The organism is Francisella marina (assembly GCF_008369785.1).
In the GTDB taxonomy this organism is placed as follows: Bacteria; Pseudomonadota; Gammaproteobacteria; order Francisellales; family Francisellaceae; genus Francisella; species Francisella salimarina.
In genome coordinates this window covers 544,398-564,095 of sequence record NZ_CP043552.1, presented here as the reverse complement: position 1 = coordinate 564,095, position 19,698 = coordinate 544,398, and the positions used below count along the sequence as shown (strand labels likewise).

Below are 19,698 nucleotides of genomic sequence, written 5' to 3'. Positions count from 1 at the left end.
GTTAAATATACTGTGCTACTAATATTTTGTTTAATTGCTTTCTTAATTCAACAATATTTGTCTTCACAGATCTACATAGATTATATGTAGTATTAAGCTTCTCTGTTGTTGAATTACTAAACCTTATACTACTAAGATTCGCCCTTGGAGAACTTTCAATAGCTGTTAAGACTGTAGATTCTTGTAAATCTAGAGGCTCCTGTAATATTTTTACTATCTGTCGAGCATAGGCTTTGATTTGCTCAGTTTTCGAAGAAAAGTCATGCTCATGGTTGATATATTCAAACATTTTATAAGCTATAGACATTCTCATTTGCTCTTCGAGAAAGATATAAGCTAATTGATGTTCTATATTTTTACTCAACTTCTCATCACTACCAAACTCTAAAGACTTCCATTGGTTCAATAGAATATTCATCCTTTTAAGCTGAGTTTTTATGATGCGCATTCTTTGATGAAACCTATTTTTATTTTGCTGTATTAGCTTTTTGATTTCTTTAGGCTGATTTTTTGTAGATAGCTGTTTTATTGATTGCTCTAATTGATTTAGATTGTTTGTTATATCTGGAGCTGTATCAACAACTTCTATCAAATCTAAATCAGGCGCAACTTCAGATACAGTTAAATAACATTGTTTATAAATACCTAGAATATGATTATATTTTTCAAGAACTCCTGTTCTTAACTTCTCTATAGAATTAAATAAATAATCTTTTTTAGCATCTTCAAACTTAGAAACTGCTTTCAAATAATAAATTTTTCTACCAGATAATAATTCTATAAAAAGAGTTATAACATTACTTGCATCTTCTAAATCATACAAGTTATACATCCCTGCACTACTATAAATCTTAGACAAAAAGCCTATTTTCCTATCAAGGCCTTTCTTCAAATCTGAATATTTACCAACTAAAGCATTTTGAAACTTGATCCTTAAATCATCAGGAATACTCTGGTTACTATTTATTTGCTTATAGAAGCTTCTTAATTTACGCTTATTGCTCGGAGTGTCTATAGGAAAACCATTATCTCTATACAGGTATATGATCTCAGCAAACTCTGCCATTTCCTCATTAAAATGTAATTTAAATGCATAAAATATTTCTTTACTTGTTGGATGAGACTTAGCAAGAATCTCATAAGCAATTTTATTATCTCTTACCTGATCGGTTAGATTACTAAGAGTAAGCTTTTTAGACATATATAAACTTTGATATGATTCCTCAATTACAGATAGAAACTTATCTTGCATCAACTCTTTTTCACGGTGCTTGATAGAATCAAAAATTATTTTACTAATAAAACCTACTAAACCGACAAAAAACACATAAAAAGAAAAATATGCAACTGTAACTAGCGGAACTCCTTGACCATGACTTAAATAATACCCCAAAGTTATAGCTATAATCGTGACTGGTCCAGCTGCCCAAAGTATAGATAGTATCGCCGCTTTGACATCAGCACGATGAATCGATGATATTAGTTCACTAACATAGGTATTATTATACGAGTTTCTACTTTTAAATATTGCTTTTATTCTATTGAGCTGTAACAAAATACCCCAACTATAATTTGCTAATAAGTTTAGTTTATATTTTAACAAAACCATTCAGCAACCCCAAATTCATAAAAGATTATTTTGATATTGAAATTAGAAAACCAATTATCAAATCAAAGTATTTAATTTTTAGGTACTTTTAAACCTTATTAGTCTATAATTGTTGGTGATTTTATAAAAATAGGTAAAATTTAATGATTGAGAATTTAAGAAATATTGCGATTATCGCACACGTTGACCATGGTAAAACTACACTGGTTGATAAACTATTACAACAATCTGGTACACTAAACACTCGTGGCCCAGAAGTTGAAAGAGTCATGGACTCAAATGACATTGAGAAAGAAAGAGGGATTACAATCCTTGCAAAAAACACTGCTCTAAAATGGAATAACTACCGAATTAATATCGTAGATACTCCAGGCCATGCTGACTTCGGTGGTGAGGTTGAACGTGTATTATCTATGGTTGACTCAGTATTACTACTAGTTGATGCTGTTGATGGTCCTATGCCTCAAACAAGATTTGTAACAGAAAAAGCTTTTGCTCAAGGTTTAAAACCAATTGTGGTCATCAACAAAATCGATAGAGATGGTGCTCGCCCTGACTGGGTAGTAGATCAAGTATTTGATCTATTTGATAGATTGGGGGCTACTGATGAACAATTAGATTTTCCTATTATTTATGCTTCTGCTATCAATGGTTGGGCAACTAATGAGCTTGGCGAACAAAAAGAAGATATGACAGATCTTTTCAAGGCTATTGTTGAAAATGTTGAGCATCCAGCTGTTGATGAAAATGGTCCATTCCAAATGCAAATATCTTCCTTAGACTATTCTAACTTCACAGGTACTATTGGTATTGGTCGTATCCAAAGAGGTAAAGTCAAAACAAATACTCCTGTAACTATTGTTGGTAAAGATGGTAAAACTCGTAATGGTAGAGTATTACAAATATTAGGCTATATGGGTCTAGACAGAGTTGAAGTGCCTGAAGCTCAAGCTGGTGATATTGTATGTGTAACAGGTATGGAAGGTTTGAATATATCAGATACATTATGTAGCCCTGATAAAGTAGAAGCATTACCTGAGCTTTCTGTAGATGAGCCAACTATTAGTATGACTTTCCAAGTTAACAACTCTCCATTTGCTGGTAAAGAAGGTAAATATGTAACTTCTCGTCAAATTAAAGACCGTCTTGACAAAGAACTACTTACAAACGTAGCTCTAAGAGTTGAGCAACTTGATGATCCTGATAAATTTAAAGTATCTGGTCGTGGCGAGCTTCACCTTTCGATCTTACTTGAAAATATGCGCCGTGAAGGTTATGAGATTGCAGTATCTCGCCCACATGTAATCTTTAAAGATGTTGATGGCGAAAAACACGAACCTTATGAGCAAGCAATTATAGATATCGAAGAAGAGCATCAAGGTACTGTAATGGAAAGAATGGGCTTACGTCAAGGTGAGCTTAAAAATATGGAACCAGATGGTAAAGGTCGTGTAAAACTTGAATTTATAATACCATCTCGTGGTTTAATTGGTTTTTATACAGAATTTTTAACTATCACATCTGGCTCAGGTATTTTAAACAAAGTATTTGATCATTACGGACCTATGAAAAAGCAAACTCTTGAAACTCGTCAAAACGGTACTCTAGTTTCTATGCTATCAGGTAAAGCAGTAGCGTTTGCTCTTTGGAACCTTCAGGAGAGAGGTAAAATGTTTATCTCTCACGGTACAGATGTTTATGAGGGTATGATTATTGGTATTCATAGTAGAGATAACGACTTAGCGGTTAACCCTTGTAAAGGTAAACAGTTAACTAACGTTCGTGCCTCTGGTAAAGATGATGCTCTTACACTAGTTACTCCAATTAAACTAACTCTTGAGTATGCTCTTGAGTTTATCGAAGATGATGAGCTTGTTGAAATTACACCTGAATCAATCAGACTAAGAAAGAAACATCTAACAGAATCTGATCGTAAAAAAGCAGCTCGTGGAACTCTTTAATTTTATAAAATAATTATATATTTCTATATAAATCATATAATACATTCTAAAGTTAACTCCTAAATCACTTTTATAAAATTTAAATAATTTATAGGACTTTCTTATGAAACGATTAGATAATAAAATAGTATTAATAACAGGTGCTGCTAGAGGAATAGGTAAGGCAACTGCTGAACTCTTTTCAAATGAGGGAGCAACTGTGATTGTTTCAGATATAAACGACAGTTTAGGTAATCAAACGGTTAAAGATATTAACTCATCAAATTGTGAATATAAACACTTAGATGTTAGTATTGAAGGTAATTGGATAGAAGTTACTAACTATATTGAATCAAAGTTTGGCAGATTAGATATTTTAATTAATAATGCAGGTATTACCGGCTTTATTGAAAGTGCAGGTCCTCATAACCCTGAGGATTTAGATATGGATTCTTGGCAAAAGGTTCATTCTATAAATTCTAATGGTGTAGCCTTAGGGTGCAAATATGCTATTAAACTTATGAAAGAAAATGGCGGCAGTATAGTCAATATTTCTTCCCGCTCTGGACTTGTAGGTATACCTCAGGCTGTTGCATATGCTTCGAGTAAAGCATCTGTAAGAAATCATACTAAATCTGTTGCTTTATACTGTGCTGATATGAATTATGGGATTAGGTGTAACTCAATTCATCCAGGAGCTATATTAACGCCAATGTGGGATGAGATGCTGCCAAAAGATGAAGATCAAAAACAAGCAGCTATTAAAACTATTACTCAAGACATACCTTTAAAGAGAATGGGTAATGCAAAAGATGTAGCTTATGCTGCTTTATATCTAGCATCTGATGAATCAAAATATGTCACAGGGATTGAACTAAATGTAGATGGTGGAATACTTGCAGGAAGCTCTGCTGCACCAGAAGACAGAAAAAAGTAAAAAACCAATATTATTCCTATGCTTCTTAATAAATATATTGAACAAAAAGATTATGGTAACCCCAATGACATTCTGGAACAAAAAGAAGCTTTTTTAGTTAATTATACAAATGTGTTAACTAAAGTTGTTCTTAGAACAATCAACCCTTCTGATATTTTATCTTTATATGGTGAGGGTCAATACCGCTACAATCACTCTACTCCTAGAATTCCAGGTTTTGAAGCAGTTGGTATTGTTATAGGTTCAAAAAAACCAGAGTATAAAGTTGGTGATAGAGTTCTAATCATGACATCTGGTACTTGGCAAACATTTATAGATATTGAGCCACAACAATTACTAAAATTGCCTAAAAAAATACCTGATAATATTGCTGTACAATGTTATATAAATGGTTTAACAGCTTGGGTAATCCTGACTGAAGTAATAAACATTTCTAAAGACGACGTAGTCATAATAAATGCTGGCAATTCATCAATAGCTAAAATTTTTATTCAACTTTCGAAATGTTTAAATTATAAGATTATAGTTGTCACAAGCAGTAAAACCTCAAAAAGACTATATGATTATGGTGCTGACTTTGTAATAAACTCTAAATTATCTCTACAAGAGCAAATTATTAAAAATAATATACCTTTACCAAATATAGCCTTAGATGCTGTAGGAGGTCTTAATGGAGTCAGATTACTAGAAACAATTTCTAATAATGGAAGGTTTATAGTATATGGTTGTTTGTCCATGACCAATTACCCCAAGAAAGTATCTAATATTTTTTATGATAAAAAAATCATTCCTGAAAGATTTTTTTTGAAAGAGTGGGAAAAAAGAGTTGGAGCAATATTTCGTAATGCTAAACTTAATCAGTTTATCGAATATATAATTTGCTATAAACTAGACTTACCTGTTTATAAGAATATAAATTTAGATAACTTCAAGCTGGCATTTTATGAGATTGAAAATAGAAGACAAAATAATAAATATGGCAAAATTCTATTAAGTAGTTATTAATAACCCACTGCTAAAGCATTACCTCTACGTGGATCTGCTGCACCATAGACATATTGTCCATCAGACATTACAGACTCTGCAGCACCCATAGCAGCATAAGGAGTAACAGTGTTACCCATTTTTTTAAGTAGATTGATAGTATCCACAGATACACCCTGCTCTACACCAATTTCTTCTGGCCATAGTTGACTATGTATACGAGGATTGTTAACTGCTGATTGTAGATTCATATTATAGTCTATGATGTTTAAAATCACTTGTAATGTTGTTGTAATAATACGACTTCCACCTGGTGAACCTGTAGCTAAAAACGGCTTGCCATCTTTATCAAGAACAATTGTCGGGGTCATTGAGCTTAATGGTCGCTTATTTGGAGCAACTGTATTAGCTTCACCTTGAACTAAACCAAACACATTTGCCACGCCTACTTTTGCTGCAAAATCATCCATTTCATTATTTAACAATATACCAGTTCCTGGCACAACAATACCATTCCCATAAGAATAATTAAGCGTATAAGTATTAGACACCATATTGCCATCTTTATCAACTACACTAAATTGAGTAGTCTGAAGCTTTTCGCGATCTTCTGGATCAACTGTACTTATATCTTTACTCGGAATATGCTTATCTGTAGTGATTTTTTGAGCAATCTGTTTCGCATATTTTTTAGACAAGAATTTAGCCAAATCCATCTTAACAAAATCAGGATCTCCTAAATCAGAGTTTCTATCATTATAAGCATAGCTCATTGCATTACTCATAAGATTAATGGTTTTAGCGCTATTGTTACCATAGTCAGCTAATGGGAAGTTCTCTAGAATATTTAATAACTCTATCAGAATTACACCACCGGAGCTTGGTGGCGGCATAGAATATACTGTATAACCTCTATATGTACCTTTAAGTGGCTTCATTTCTTCGACATTGTAGTTTTTCAAATCTTGTAATGTGATTAAACCACCATTTTTAGCCATACTATCTGCTATCTTATGAGCAATATCTCCTTCATAGAAAGCTTTTTTACCTTGTTTTGCTATTAGTTTCAGACTATTTGCAAGTTCAGGCTGCTTTAAAATTTCTCCAACCTTATAAGCAGAACCATCTTTATGATAAAAAATCTTCATAGCTTCTGGTGATTTTTCAAGCCATGGTTTTGCAGTTATAAGCGACTGATTTAGGTCATAGCTTACCGGGATACCATCTTCAGCAAGCTTGATAGCTGGAGCAATAACTTGTGATAATTTCAATTTACCGTATTTTTGTTGAGCATCTACTAAACCAGCTACAGTACCTGGAACACCAGAAGCACTGTATGAGCCAGAAACCTTAGCATAATCAACATCTCCCTTGTCATTTAAAAACATATCTTTAGATGCTTTTGCAGGAGCTTTTTCACGGTAGTTTACAGCTATATTCTTATTGCCATCTTGTAAGTGGATAATCATAAAGCCACCACCACCAAGATTACCAGCTCTAGGTAATGTAACAGCCAAAGCAAAGCCAACCGCAACAGCTGCATCTACAGCATTGCCACCTTGTTTTAATATATCTAAACCAACCTGACTTGCTAAAGACTCTTGAGAAGAAACCATACCATGTGTTGCAACTACTGGTTGAGCAATTTGCATCTCTTCTTGAATAGGAATAAAATCATAACCTGTTGGTACTGGTGCAGCAATCAAAGCTAAATTTGGTAAAAAAATTACCATACACATCAAACTTACAAATAGTTTTTTCACTAATAAACCTCAGTAACTATTTTTCAAACATAATATATAAGATATCAAAAAACGATACCTTAAAAAAACTTTTTAAGCTAAACAAAAGATATTTTTTAAGACTTGTTTATAACTTAGACTAAACTTCAGTAACCTTATTTACACTAGCAAGACTACTTTTTAGAACTGGTGGAGTATTTTGATATGCCTGGACAAAACTTTCATCACTATAGGCAACTTCTGATTTAGTATTTTTGTTTTTAATACCTAAAACACTTAATATTGCTTGATCACTTTGAGGACTATCAAGTGATGGATCTTTTTGTTTAAGGACTTTTGCCATACCATAGTCATAGTTCTGGAGGTAGGCATTTCTCATAGCTGCATATGGATCTACCGATACTTCTTCTAAGTTTGAATATGCCGGTAAATAAGAGACTCCTTCATTGGTATAATATAATCCATATACACTATAGTTTACAGCATAGGCTGTAAATGTACCTACTCCTGGAGCCAAAAACAAATACGACAGAGGATTGAACATAGCATCTACGCCATCACTAACTCCCTCTATAGTACCAGGTCCAAAAACTGGCCAAACAATATATGGTGAAGCATATCCTTTCTTATACACTCCCCATTTATGAAGAGTAACTGCAAAATCCTGATGATAACGCATTGGCAATCCAAACCTACTACCAGCTACATCAAAAATACCTACTACCCCAAGAGTTGTATTTTCTAAAAATCTCATACTATCATCACCAGCATATCCCCATTCACCTTGAAAAAGATCATTCGCTACTCGACTAGGTTCAAAAAGATTTTGGAAAATATTGAATATACCCGTCTGTACAGCATCAGGCATAACATAATTATAAGCTTTTGCTACAGGTGTCAGATCCTCATATAACTCATTATTCCAATGAAACATCTCGCGATTATAGTTTTCATAAGGATCTCTATCATTAAGAGGTGTCTCCCATTTAACTGAACAACCTGATAGTACTATGATAGTAGCGAGTAACAAAATACTCTTTTTTATTTTTAATTTCATGAACTTATTAAATTGATTCCTAAAAATCTCACAATTATAGCTAATAATTGCTATATATACATACTGAAGTAGTATTTTATGAAAATTTTTGACCTTTCTTGAAGCTTCTAACCCAAAAACGCTCTACAGCAAGTGCTTCAAGTAACTTATCTGAACATTGCTGACTTTGATTTGTTATATATGATGTAATAATCTTAGCTGCTAATAATGATGAACATAAACCTTTTGAGCCAAATCCTGAAGATACATATAGACCTTGTTGATACTCAATATTTGGCATTTTTGATTTTGGATAGCCTTTAGACAGAGGCTTATAAAAAACTTGTTCAAAACTATTATAATCAGCAAGCCTACCAATAAGTGGTAAATGATCAGAAGTTACACATCTCGTAGCTACTCTTGAATTAATAATTTCAACATTATAATTTTTATTATCAAATATTTGCTTAATTTGATTAATATTAAAATTATTATCTTCTTGCCTTATATCTCCACTAGTATCATTATTATCTCGAAATGTTGCTCCAATAACTTGTAGATTATCTTTATAATTAGGGATTATATATCCTTTATCCATAATATTATTTGAGATATCAAAACATCTTTTGATAACTGTTAGCTGTCCTTGTGATGGGTATACCGGAATATTTTGCAGCAGAGAAATATTTTTAAATAATGGATACCCTCCAGCAAATATCACAATATCAAAATCTTCAGTAAAATTATTAAATTCTAATTGCCAAGTATTATTCTCTAATTTCTTAATATCCAAGAGCTCATTATTTAATTTTAATTTAGCAGTTGATAATTTAAGCCATAGCTGACAAATACTTTTAGGTACCACAGATAAAGCATTAGGGTAATATACAGCCATGTTATGAGTATCTTTGCCAAGTAATTGCGAAAGCTCTTGATGAGATATTAGTCTAGCTAAATCATCAGCTATCTCTCTTTTTGTAAAAATCTTATGATATCTATTTAGTTCTTTTTCATCACTTAATATTTGCAAGACACCCTGATTACAAATTTCTATATCATTACGATACTGATTTATAAACTCTAATAATATACTATATCCTAGTGTATGAAACTGATCTGAAAAATTGTTATCTGAAGTTAAATATGGTTCTAAAATTCCAGCGAAGTTTCCAGAAGCTTCTGTTGCAATATCAGAGTTTTTATCAAATATAGTTATATTAAAGTTAGATAGTGTACTTAATTCATAAGCTAATGAACATCCTGCTAGTCCAGCTCCTATTACTGCTATTTTCTTATTCATATAAATTCTCGTAATTATATTTATCCAAATACCATTTAGCTGGATTATTTTGGATATATTCTCTGATTTTTGCTAACGATTCTTGATTTCTTATTATATGGTCATAAAAAGATCGTTGCCATTGAAATTCAATTAAGCCAAGGGCGTTACGAATTTGCTTAGTACAAATCTCTTTATAAGATTTTATAACTTGTGATAAATTAGATTTTTCATTTGTAGTGACAGCACATTGTGCTGTCATTGTTCCTTTAGCAAGATTATCAGATTGGACAGAACACTGTTCTGTCCCTACATTTATATTATAGTTTTGGATTATAATTATTGCGTGAATATGATTAGGCATAACTATAAATTCATCTAAAAACACATCATTATAAAATTGAGGAATATTCTTTAATCTATCAAAAGCTATGACACCACAATCATTCAAAACCATCTTGCCATGATTAGATATTTCACCAAAATAATTGACTCTATCTTTTGTGCAAATGGTTACAAAATAATAACTGTTTTGTGAATAATCAAAACTTTCTAGACGATTATATTTTCTTTGATTATGCTCTTTAAGCACCAAAACCTCTAATGCCTTCTCTTTTACGCTTTTGTTCTGCTCTTAGCATACGGGCTTGTTTTGGATCAATAGTTAGATTTCTGTATATCTCAATTCTATCTCTATCCTCAAGAACATGATCTAAATTGACTATTTGTCCATAGATACCAACTTTAAGATTTTCGATAATGTCTAATTCAGAATAAGCATCTAAGATTTTTGATTCAATAATAGCTTCTCTAACAGTCATAGAATCACCAGACTCAACATAAAAAGACTTCTGCTCATTAGGTAAAGCATAAATGACTTCTACTTTCACTATTTATAAACCTCTTCTGCACGTTTACAAAATGCTCCCAACATCTTATCTGCAAGCCCACGAAATACTGGACCAAGAGCCATTTCCACAAATTTATTTTCAAAGGTAAACTCCATGTCCAATGATACTTTACATGAATTTTCATCTTGAGGTTCAAATTTCCAATCACCTGTTAAACTTTTGAATGGTCCATTCATAAGATTTAAATGAATATGCTCATCTTTTACCATTGTATTATGTGTAGCAAAATCCAATTTCACAAATCCTGATTTGATTTTTAGAGATGCTTTTGCTTCTGTTTCCGTGTGTTCAAAAATCTCAATATCGTAGCACATCGGCAAAAATTCAGGATAGCTTTTAATATCATTTACAAGATCATACATTTGTGAAGCAGTATAATTAACAATTGCAGATTTATTAACTTTATTCATTTATTTAATCTTTTGTGTTTTGCTGATAATATATAGCGTTACATTGTATATCTTTTACAAAAAATAATAAAGTTATGAGTAAACATAAGGTTTCTCCAGCAACTATTGCTAGGAATAAAAAAGCCTTCCATGATTATACTATTCTCGAGAAATTTGAAGCTGGAGTAGTACTACAAGGATGGGAAGTAAAAAGTATCAGAGCTGGTAAAGTACAGATGACAGATAGTCATGTGCATATCAAGCGTGGTGAAGCTTGGCTTTTTAATTGTCTAATAACTCCTCTATTATCAGCATCTACTCATGTTGTAGCTGATGCTTCAGCAAATCGTAAACTATTACTTAATCGCCGTGAAATAGATAAAATCATGGGACGAATTGAGCAAAAGGGATTTACATGTGTGCCTTTGGCTATGTATTGGAAAGGTCCTCGTGTAAAAGTTGAAATAGCTCTTGCTCAGGGTAAAAAAGTTCACGACAAGCGTCAGGCTCAAAAAGATAAAGATTGGGCTCGCGAAAAAGATAGAATCTTTAAGAAGGCGCATAGATAAAATGACTGAAATAAAAATAAGCAAAACTGAAAAAAAATTACGCCACTATATTACTAAGGCTATAGCTGATTATAAGCTTATCGAAAAAGGTGATAAGGTTATGCTATGTCTATCAGGAGGTAAGGATTCTTTTGGATTATTAAAAGTTTTGCATGGTCTTGTCAAAGATGGAACTTATGATATTGATCTTCATGTGTATACATTAGATCAGTCTCAACCTGGTTGGGATGATAGTCAACTTAGAAAATATCTTGACGATCTAGGTATATCTTATGAGATTGAAACAAAAAACACTTATGGTGTTGTTATAGATAAGGTTCCAGAGGGTAAGACTTATTGTTCGTTATGCTCGAGACTTCGCCGTGGTAACATCTACAGATATGCAAAAGAGCATAAAATGGATAAAATCATTCTAGGACATCATCGCGATGATCTGATCGAATCATTGCTAATGTCGATACTTTATCAAGGACAAATCAAGTCTATGCCACCTAAGTATATAACTCAAGATGGTGAAAATACTGTAATTCGCCCAATGGTACTAGTTCAAGAGCGAGATCTTATCGAATTTGCTAAAGAAGAGCAGTTTCCGATAATCCCTTGTAACCTATGTGGATCACAAGAAAATCTTAAAAGAAAAAAGGTTAAAAAACTTATCCAAGATCTAGCACATGAAAATCCAAAAGTACCTAGTAACATCTTAAATTCGCTTTCAAATGTATTACCTAGTCATTTGATGGATAGAGATTTACTTAATATCATACAAAACTAAATTTGCAAGTTCCTCTATCTATTCTATCATTCTGAACTAGTTTCAATCTCAATAAAATAAATACTTATCATAATATCGAGTTTTGAATTAATTAACATATATAATCACAGTACATTAGCAGTTAGTAGTCCATAAAACAAATTATTAGAAAATAAAATTAATACTATTCGCCATACTACTGCTCCGACCATAGTATCCATTAACAGAGTAGAGATGTTATCAATATCATTTAGATCCTATAGTCAAGCCATAGGATGACATCATTTTTTCATTATGTCATTCCAAAATATTACAAAATAGAGTGATATTTTATATCTATAGAACTAACCCACATTATGAGAAAAATTAGAAATTTTAAATGTATTTTGACATGTACTTTGGTTAGCATTTGGTGCATTAGCTAGCAAAGCAGACAAATCTTTTTGGCTTGGCTCATCAGCATTTTTAGGTAATGATATATACACATCAACTAGCATACCATCTTTACAATTTAGATATACTTTATTACTAGTACCAGCCCCAAAACTTTGATTAAAAGCATTATCAAACTGTTCAATAGTTATATCTTTACCAATATTTTGGCTAAATAACTGCTCTAATTTCGAATCATTTATTTGATTTACAAAAGTAGCTGCTTGAGTATAGTATTGGTTTTGATCATGTAATTGACAAGTTCCATGCTTATACCATTCATGGCGTTGTAAACATGAAGAGTCATTATATCCTGGCATCACACTATGCAGCAACTCCATGGTTTTATCATCTAAATTTAATGGCGCATAATTACAAAAATCAGATTGTTTCTGAGCATCACAAAAACCATAATTAGTACCACAAGTATCTTGATTTGGCCAAAATCCATGTAGCGAAAAACTCTTAGCCGCTGCACTATCTACAGGTAGATTTTTACACTCTTGCTTTCCAGCACTGAAGCCATAAGTCTCACAAAATGCAGGCTGCCAACTTAGAGCTAATACATAGCTATCAGCAAGTCCAGGCTCCTGGACACATTGTTTAGCAGGAGTATCACCTCCTTCTTCAATATCTGCGATACCGCAACTACTACTTACCCAGCGCAACTGGCTTTCACTAGCATTTGAAATAAATACTCTAAACCAATCAGGATTAGTATCTTTATTTTTTTCCTGAATAGAGTAAATTTGCCCTGCAATTACATAAGTATTATCAGGGTTAGTCATTTTGTTTTTTGATATATATGCTTGACACGATGACTCTGCTGTAAATGTACCTTTAGCAGGCACTGCGTACACTGATGTAGTAATTAATGCCAAAAGGACAATCACTAATATACGAATTATTATTTTCATATAAGTAAATTTTTGGTTAACTTCAAATAGTAATTATAACTTAATTAGAAGTATTTCGAGAAACTAACTTTTGACAAATTTGTTCTAATGAAATACCTTTCTCTCTCAGTAAAACTAATAAATGAAATAATAAGTCCGCTGTTTCAGATATTAGCTCATCTTCTGAATCTTGCTTCATTGCAGCAATCACAACTTCTACACCTTCTTCGCCAACTTTTTGAGCTATTCTAGGTAATCCTTTTTTAAATAAACTACTCAAATAGCTATTCTCAGGTAAATAGTCTTTTCTTTCAGCAATTAATTTTTCTAATTTATCTATTATATACAAAGAGCTATTTTCTTCATTTTTAGTAAAACATGATTTACTACCAGTATGACAAGTTGGACCGTACGGTATAGCTTTTATAAGTATAGAGTCATTATCACAATCAACAGCTATATCTTTTAGCTCAAGAAAATTACCGCTTTCTTCGCCTTTAGTCCACAATCGCTTCTTACTACGACTATAGAAAGTCACTTTGCCGATTTCTAAAGTTTTCTCTAAAGATTCTTTACTCATATAGCCTAGCATTAAGACACTATTATCAATTGCTGATTGAATAATAGCTGGAACTAAATTATCCATTTTTTGCCAAGCTATAGACTCTATAATTTTGTTATCCATTTTGTATCCTATTTTACTACTCTTGTCGGTATATTATTTTTAAAAAGCTCTTGTTTTAATTCAGGTATCGCAATAATATCATCGTGAAATACACTTGCTGCCAAAGCACCATCTATATTGGTATGCTTAAATACATCGATAAAATGCTGAATCTCTCCAGCTCCACCAGAGGCAATAACAGGGATTGATACATTTGATTGGACTTCTCTAAGATGCTCTAGATCATAGCCACCTTTGACACCATCTTGATTCATACAATTAAGAACTATCTCTCCAGCACCACGAGACTCAACTTCTTTTGCCCAGCTAACAGGATCTAATAACGTCTGTACAGTCTTATCAGCACTACCTGTATATTGGCAAACTTTAAATTCACCATCAATAAATTTACTATCCACGCCAACTACCACACACTGTGTACCAAACTCATAAACTAACTCATCTATCAAATCAGGTCTAGCAAGCGCTGCTGAGTTGACAGATATCTTATCTGCTCCTTCATTTAATATTGCGCGAGCATTCTCTACAGACTTGATACCTCCAGCTACACAAAATGGAATATTTATCTTTTTAGCTATTTCTTGTATCCACTTGATAGAAAGCAGCTTATTATCAGGACTAGCTCCAATATCATAAAATACCAGCTCATCAGCTCCTGCATCTGAGTATTTCTGTGCTAGTTCAATAATATCGCCAATGATTCTATGATTTCTAAATTTTACACCTTTGACAACTACGCCACCTTTGACATCAAGACATGGAATTATTCTTTTTGTTAACATTCTAAAGCCTCTTGAAGTGTAAATTTATTCTCATATAGAGCTTTGCCTATAATAACACCATAAGTATTTTGCTCTTTTAGAATTTCTAAATCTTCTAAGCTACCAACACCACCAGAAGCCATGAATTGAATATCTGGATAAATAGATGAGTAGATTCTATATAGCTCAAAATTGGGACCTTGCAGCATACCATCTCGAGAAATATCAGTACATAAGACATACTCAAGACCATCACCAAGATAAGTTTGCAATATCTCATCTAAAGTTGTTGTGCTTGATTCTTGCCAGCCATGCGTTGCTATATAAGGTATTCCTTCTTTGATAAATACATCTAAAGCTAAAACTATCTTCTCAGCTCCATATCTCTCAAAAAACTTCTTTGTTAATGCTATATCCTTAACAGCTAAACTACCAACAACTACCCTATCAACCCCAATCTCTAAAAGCTTTTCAATAGTCTCAAAATCTTTGACACCTCCACCAACCTGTAGAGTCATATTACAGTTCTCTCTAATCTGCTGGATAGTCTCAAATTGACAAGTTTGGCCTTTTTTAGCACCATCTAAATCTACGACATGGATAAACTCTGCACCAGCTTGTTGATATGACTTTGCAACATCTTTTGGCTCAAGCTCATAAGTAGTAGTTTTATTGAAATCACCTTTTTCTAAACGAACACATTTGCCATTTATTAGATCTATCGCTGGAAATATATTCATTTACAAAGCTCCTTGTATAAAATTCTCTAAAATCTTCATGCCAACCCTACCGGATTTCTCAGGATGAAATTGTATTCCATAAAAATTATCTTTATTTACCATCGCAGTGAAATCATTTATATAGTCATTAGTAGCTATGCTAAATTGATTAAGCTCAGCATAAAAACTATGCACAAAATATACATAATCATCTTCTGCGATACCTTTAAATAAAAAATGATCCTTATTTATATTTTGTAAACTGTTCCAACCCATATGTGGAATGCTAAAACCTTGCGTTTTTTTAAAAGCTTTTACTTTTTCAGGAAAAATACCTAAACAATCTGTATTTCCTTCTTCAGAAAAACTATACATAATTTGCATTCCTAAGCAGATTCCTAATACTGGTTGCGTCAGTTGTGGGATAAGCTTATCTAAATTATATTTTTTTAGATTTGCCATTGCTGATTTAGCATGTCCTACACCAGGTAAAATTACGCAGTCTGACTTTTTGATAACTTCAGCATCATGTGTTAGGACTATTTCTTGCCCTAATTTCTCAAAAGCATATTTTATCGAAGCAAAATTACTCCCACAACAATCTATTATCGCTATCATAATACTCCCTTTGAACTAGGAATCTCATCTATACCATTTTTGGCAATCGCTTGTTTGAGCACTTTTCCTAAGCCTTTAAAACACGCTTCTATCATATGATGAGTATTCTCACCTGTTACTTTAATATGTAGTGTTGCTTTTAGACCTTCAGCAAAAGATACAAAGAAATGCTTTACTAATTCTACTGATAAATCTCCAACCATTTCTCGATCAAAACTTGCCTCAAATGAGCAGTAATTTCTACCGCTTAAATCTAGAGCAATCTCAACTAAAGCTTCATCCATTGGTAATAAGAAACCATAACGATTAATACCATACTTATCACCAAGAGCTTGAGCAATTGCTTGTGAAAGAGTAATCGCAACATCCTCAACACAATGATGATCATCGATATGAAGATCGCCTTTTGCCTGAATTACCGCACTAATACCTGCGTGTTTTACAATCTGATCAAGCATATGATCAAAAAACCCAAGACCCGTATCTATTTCTCGAGTTCCGGGAACATCTAGATTAACTTTTACAATAATATCAGTTTCATTAGTTACACGCTTGATTTCAGCTACTCTAGGCTTATTTAATATTGCTGTAGTAATATCATCCCAAGATTGATAATTTCCAACACCAAATTGAATAGGATTGACTTTTATATTATGTGCTAATTGAACATCAGTTTCTCTATCACCTATCACATGGCTATCTTTTAGAGAGATCTTTTGCTCTACTAAATAGTCCATCAATAAACCAACTTTAGGTTTACGACAGTTACAATTTTCATGAGCGAAATGTGGACATATTAAGACATCCTCAAACTCTATCCCTTGAGACTTAAATACCTTCATCATCAAGTCATGTGGCGCATCAAAATCTTCTTGAGGAAAAGACTCAGTTCCTAATCCATCTTGATTTGATACCATAACAAGTTTAAAGCCTGCTTTTTGTAATTTTTTAAGAGCTTCAAAAACACCATCAAAAAACTCTAGTTTCTCAATACTATCGACCTGCTTATCTATAGGTGGCTCAACTATTAAAGTACCATCTCTATCAATGAATAAATATTTATTTTGTTTCATATTCGCTACTTAATTTTTGTAATACTTCGATTAATTTTTTATTTTCAGATACTGTCCCTATGCTAATTCTTAGAACTTTTTCATCATTGAAAAAATGAGCCATAGAACGGACTACTATTTTATTATCGATTAGTTTATTAAAGATACTCTCTCTAAATCTAACTAATATAAAATTAGCATCTGATGACCACAATTTATCAACAATCTTCATTTGTGATAATGCTTGATATAGATGTTCTCTTTGCTCTTTTACTTCAGTAATTTGACTAGCTATATTTGCTAAACTCTCATCATCAAGCATTGCTAATATAGTATTTTCTGTAGTTTTTGGGATTGGATACGGTGCTAATATTTTTCTCAACCAAGATATTCTATCTGAGTTAGTAATAACAGTCCCTAGCCTAAGACCTGCCATACCAAAAGATTTTGACAAGGTTCTTAGCACAACTAAATTTTCATATTTATTGATAATGCAAGAAACAGATTTTTCATTACTAAATTCAATATATGCCTCATCAACTACAACTACACACTTGCCAGCTAATTCACTTAAAATTTGTTCAATATCAGCTAATGATATAGATTTACCAGTAGGATTATTAGGAGTACATAAAAATAGTAATTTACAGTTATCAGGAATACTCACTAAAAGCTCTGTAACATTAATTTCAAAGTTATTTTCTTCTTTTAGCTTAAGAGTCTTATAATTAACACCTTGTAATTGAGCAGCTATTTTATACATTCCAAAAGTAGGCTCAACTGCAAAAGCTGAATCTTTTTGATACTCACAATATAATCTAAATAACAGATCAATCCCCTCATCACTACCTCGAGTAACTAATAGATTGCTTGCATCAACATTATATATTTTTGCTAATTTCTCCACTAATTTCCTTGGTTGTGGTTCAGGATAGCGATTATATAGATATTCATCATTATATGGTGATTCATTAGCATTTAACCAAATATCTCCATCTAATTTTAAGGAGCGTGCAGATGAATATGCACTAAATTTTTGTAAATCTTTACGAATAAGACTTTCTGTAGTTTGATTTTGCATAATGTTATAAACTCTCCAAACGAATAGCTATTGCGTTTTCATGAGCTTTGAGACCCTCTATATCAGCTAATCTCATTGCTATTTGACCTATGTTTTTTATACCTTGCTTAGATACATTTTGAATACTTATAGCTTTCATAAAATCTATAGTTGCTAAACCGCTATAGGCTTTTGCATATCCATAAGTAGGTAGTACATGATTTGACCCAGTAATATAATCACCTAATGCTTCAGCCGCCCAAGGACCTACGAATACAGCACCTGAATTTTGAATACTATCAATATAATTATATGCATTTTCAATATTTAAAATAAGGTGCTCAGAAGCATACTCATTAGCTATATTAATTGCTTGGCTAAGTGTATCTACAACAATAATTGCACTATTTTCTAAAGATTTTTCAATGATAGCTTTTCTTTGGGCTGTACTAGTTTGCTTAGAAACTTCATCTCTAACCTTATCTGCTAAAATTTGACTAGTTGTGATTAATAAAGCTTGTGAATCTGTGCCATGCTCAGCTTGAGCTAACAAATCTGCAGCAACAAATCTAGGATCTGCGCTCTCATCAGCAACTACTAAAACCTCTGAAGGTCCAGCAGGTAGATCAATAGCAGCACCTTGACTATCATTAGATACTTGCTGTTTTGCCTCTGTAACCCAAGAATTTCCAGGACCATAAATTTTATTAACTTTAGGTACAGTTTCTGTACCATAAGCTAGAGCAGCTATAGCTTGAGCTCCTCCTAGTTTATAAATCTTTGAAACCTTACAAATATCAGCTGCTATTAAAATTAATGGATGAACATTACCATTTTTATCACAAGGTGTGGTCACATAAGTTTCTTTACAACCTGCGATTTGTGCTGGAGCTGCTAGCATTATTAGCGTAGAAACTAAAGGAGCTGAACCACTAGGTACGTATAAACCAACTTTTTCAATAGGCCTATAAACTTTTTTACAAACTACCCCATCATTAGTATCACAAACAGTTGTTTTTGGCTTCATTACTTTATGATAATTAGATATACGAGCTATAGAATTCTTAACTAACTCGATATCATCTGGCGAGGCTAGTGAGTAAGCTTCTTTAATCTCATCTGCTGAGACTTCAATATTATCTAAATCAACACTATCAAATTTAAAAGTAAATTCAAAAAGTGCTTTATCACCGTTCTGCTTAACTTCATTTAAAATATCTCTAACACCTGCAACTAAGCTAGCTTTATTAGCAGAAACTGGGCGAGACAGAAGCTCTACTTGCTTAGTAGTGCTAAGCTCTTGCCAATTATATATTTCAATCATTGTC

The 19,698-nt window shown here is 32.6% G+C and carries 20 protein-coding genes; 5 read left to right on the top strand and 15 right to left on the bottom strand.

The window, feature by feature from the left end; genetic code table 11:
- Window position 1: 1 nt before the first annotated feature.
- Window positions 2–1,558, bottom strand: a complete 1,557-nt coding sequence (locus F0R75_RS02865; RefSeq protein WP_149369205.1) for a hypothetical protein — start codon at window positions 1,556–1,558, stop codon at window positions 2–4.
- A gap of 194 nt (window positions 1,559–1,752) precedes the next feature.
- Between F0R75_RS02865 and typA the strand changes: the two genes are divergently transcribed.
- The 3 genes from typA to F0R75_RS02850 all read left to right on the top strand — a co-directional run bounded on the left by typA (window position 1,753) and on the right by F0R75_RS02850 (window position 5,491).
- Window positions 1,753–3,570: a translational GTPase TypA gene (gene typA / locus F0R75_RS02860; RefSeq protein ID WP_146422035.1), complete on the top strand. Its 1,818-nt coding sequence runs from the start codon at window positions 1,753–1,755 to the stop codon at window positions 3,568–3,570.
- A gap of 103 nt (window positions 3,571–3,673) precedes the next feature.
- The gene (locus F0R75_RS02855) at window positions 3,674–4,486 is read left to right on the top strand and encodes an SDR family oxidoreductase (protein ID WP_149368412.1); all 813 of its coding nucleotides are present in this window, start codon (window positions 3,674–3,676) and stop codon (window positions 4,484–4,486) included.
- An 18-nt stretch (window positions 4,487–4,504) separates the two neighbouring features.
- On the top strand, window positions 4,505–5,491 hold the full coding sequence (locus F0R75_RS02850) for an alcohol dehydrogenase catalytic domain-containing protein (protein ID WP_149368413.1): 987 nt from the start codon (window positions 4,505–4,507) through the stop codon (window positions 5,489–5,491).
- Here the strand turns inward: F0R75_RS02850 and ggt are convergent.
- The 6 genes from ggt to F0R75_RS02820 form a co-directional block, all read right to left on the bottom strand.
- Window positions 5,488–7,209: a gamma-glutamyltransferase gene (ggt, locus tag F0R75_RS02845; RefSeq protein WP_246145987.1), complete on the bottom strand. Its 1,722-nt coding sequence runs from the start codon at window positions 7,207–7,209 to the stop codon at window positions 5,488–5,490. The two genes, F0R75_RS02850 and ggt, sit on opposite strands and share 4 nt — an antisense overlap.
- A 142-nt stretch (window positions 7,210–7,351) precedes the next feature.
- The gene (locus tag F0R75_RS02840) at window positions 7,352–8,269 is read right to left on the bottom strand and encodes an MlaA family lipoprotein (RefSeq protein WP_149368415.1); all 918 of its coding nucleotides are present in this window, start codon (window positions 8,267–8,269) and stop codon (window positions 7,352–7,354) included.
- 76 nt (window positions 8,270–8,345) lie between these two features.
- On the bottom strand, window positions 8,346–9,548 hold the full coding sequence (gene mnmC1 / locus F0R75_RS02835; RefSeq protein WP_149368416.1) for an FAD-dependent 5-carboxymethylaminomethyl-2-thiouridine(34) oxidoreductase MnmC1: 1,203 nt from the start codon (window positions 9,546–9,548) through the stop codon (window positions 8,346–8,348).
- The gene (locus F0R75_RS02830; protein ID WP_149368417.1) at window positions 9,541–10,119 is read right to left on the bottom strand and encodes a transposase; all 579 of its coding nucleotides are present in this window, start codon (window positions 10,117–10,119) and stop codon (window positions 9,541–9,543) included. Before F0R75_RS02830 ends, mnmC1 begins: the two co-directional genes overlap by 8 nt.
- Window positions 10,112–10,417, bottom strand: coding sequence for an RnfH family protein (locus F0R75_RS02825; RefSeq protein ID WP_149368418.1), 306 nt, complete (start codon window positions 10,415–10,417; stop codon window positions 10,112–10,114). The genes F0R75_RS02830 and F0R75_RS02825 overlap by 8 nt, the downstream gene beginning before the upstream one ends.
- Window positions 10,417–10,848, bottom strand: coding sequence for a type II toxin-antitoxin system RatA family toxin (locus F0R75_RS02820; protein ID WP_013922948.1), 432 nt, complete (start codon window positions 10,846–10,848; stop codon window positions 10,417–10,419). The genes F0R75_RS02825 and F0R75_RS02820 overlap by 1 nt, the downstream gene beginning before the upstream one ends.
- 74 nt (window positions 10,849–10,922) lie before the next feature.
- Here F0R75_RS02820 and smpB point away from each other — a divergent pair, with 74 nt between their 5' ends.
- Both smpB and ttcA read left to right on the top strand, forming a co-directional pair.
- Window positions 10,923–11,396 carry an SsrA-binding protein SmpB gene (smpB, locus tag F0R75_RS02815; RefSeq protein ID WP_149368419.1) on the top strand — a complete coding sequence of 158 codons (474 nt, stop codon included), beginning with the start codon at window positions 10,923–10,925 and terminating at the stop codon, window positions 11,394–11,396.
- Window position 11,397: 1 nt separating this feature from the next.
- Window positions 11,398–12,168, top strand: a complete 771-nt coding sequence (gene ttcA / locus F0R75_RS02810; RefSeq protein ID WP_149368420.1) for a tRNA 2-thiocytidine(32) synthetase TtcA — start codon at window positions 11,398–11,400, stop codon at window positions 12,166–12,168.
- Window positions 12,169–12,491: 323 nt separating this feature from the next.
- Here the strand turns inward: ttcA and F0R75_RS02805 are convergent, their stop codons facing one another.
- Genes F0R75_RS02805 through hisD form a run of 8 tightly spaced genes read right to left on the bottom strand, consistent with a single transcriptional unit; the run spans window position 12,492 to window position 19,694 of the window.
- Window positions 12,492–13,496 (bottom strand): ribonuclease T2 family protein, encoded by a 1,005-nt coding sequence (locus tag F0R75_RS02805; RefSeq protein ID WP_149368421.1) that lies wholly within the window; start codon window positions 13,494–13,496, stop codon window positions 12,492–12,494.
- Between the two features lie 40 nt (window positions 13,497–13,536).
- Entirely contained in the window at window positions 13,537–14,160 is a 624-nt protein-coding gene (gene hisIE / locus F0R75_RS02800; RefSeq protein ID WP_149368422.1) for a bifunctional phosphoribosyl-AMP cyclohydrolase/phosphoribosyl-ATP diphosphatase HisIE, read from the bottom strand.
- An 8-nt stretch (window positions 14,161–14,168) separates the two neighbouring features.
- Window positions 14,169–14,942, bottom strand: coding sequence for an imidazole glycerol phosphate synthase subunit HisF (gene hisF / locus F0R75_RS02795; protein WP_149368423.1), 774 nt, complete (start codon window positions 14,940–14,942; stop codon window positions 14,169–14,171).
- Complete coding sequence (gene hisA, locus F0R75_RS02790; protein ID WP_149368424.1) at window positions 14,936–15,661, bottom strand: 1-(5-phosphoribosyl)-5-[(5-phosphoribosylamino)methylideneamino]imidazole-4-carboxamide isomerase; 726 nt, start codon at window positions 15,659–15,661, stop codon at window positions 14,936–14,938. Before hisA ends, hisF begins: the two co-directional genes overlap by 7 nt.
- Entirely contained in the window at window positions 15,662–16,258 is a 597-nt protein-coding gene (gene hisH, locus F0R75_RS02785; protein ID WP_149368425.1) for an imidazole glycerol phosphate synthase subunit HisH, read from the bottom strand.
- Window positions 16,255–17,331 carry a bifunctional histidinol-phosphatase/imidazoleglycerol-phosphate dehydratase HisB gene (gene hisB / locus F0R75_RS02780; protein WP_149368426.1) on the bottom strand — a complete coding sequence of 359 codons (1,077 nt, stop codon included), beginning with the start codon at window positions 17,329–17,331 and terminating at the stop codon, window positions 16,255–16,257. The genes hisH and hisB overlap by 4 nt, the downstream gene beginning before the upstream one ends.
- Entirely contained in the window at window positions 17,318–18,391 is a 1,074-nt protein-coding gene (gene hisC / locus F0R75_RS02775) for a histidinol-phosphate transaminase (RefSeq protein ID WP_149368427.1), read from the bottom strand. Before hisC ends, hisB begins: the two co-directional genes overlap by 14 nt.
- 4 nt (window positions 18,392–18,395) lie before the next feature.
- Window positions 18,396–19,694, bottom strand: a complete 1,299-nt coding sequence (hisD, locus tag F0R75_RS02770; RefSeq protein WP_149368428.1) for a histidinol dehydrogenase — start codon at window positions 19,692–19,694, stop codon at window positions 18,396–18,398.
- Window positions 19,695–19,698 lie beyond the last annotated feature (4 nt).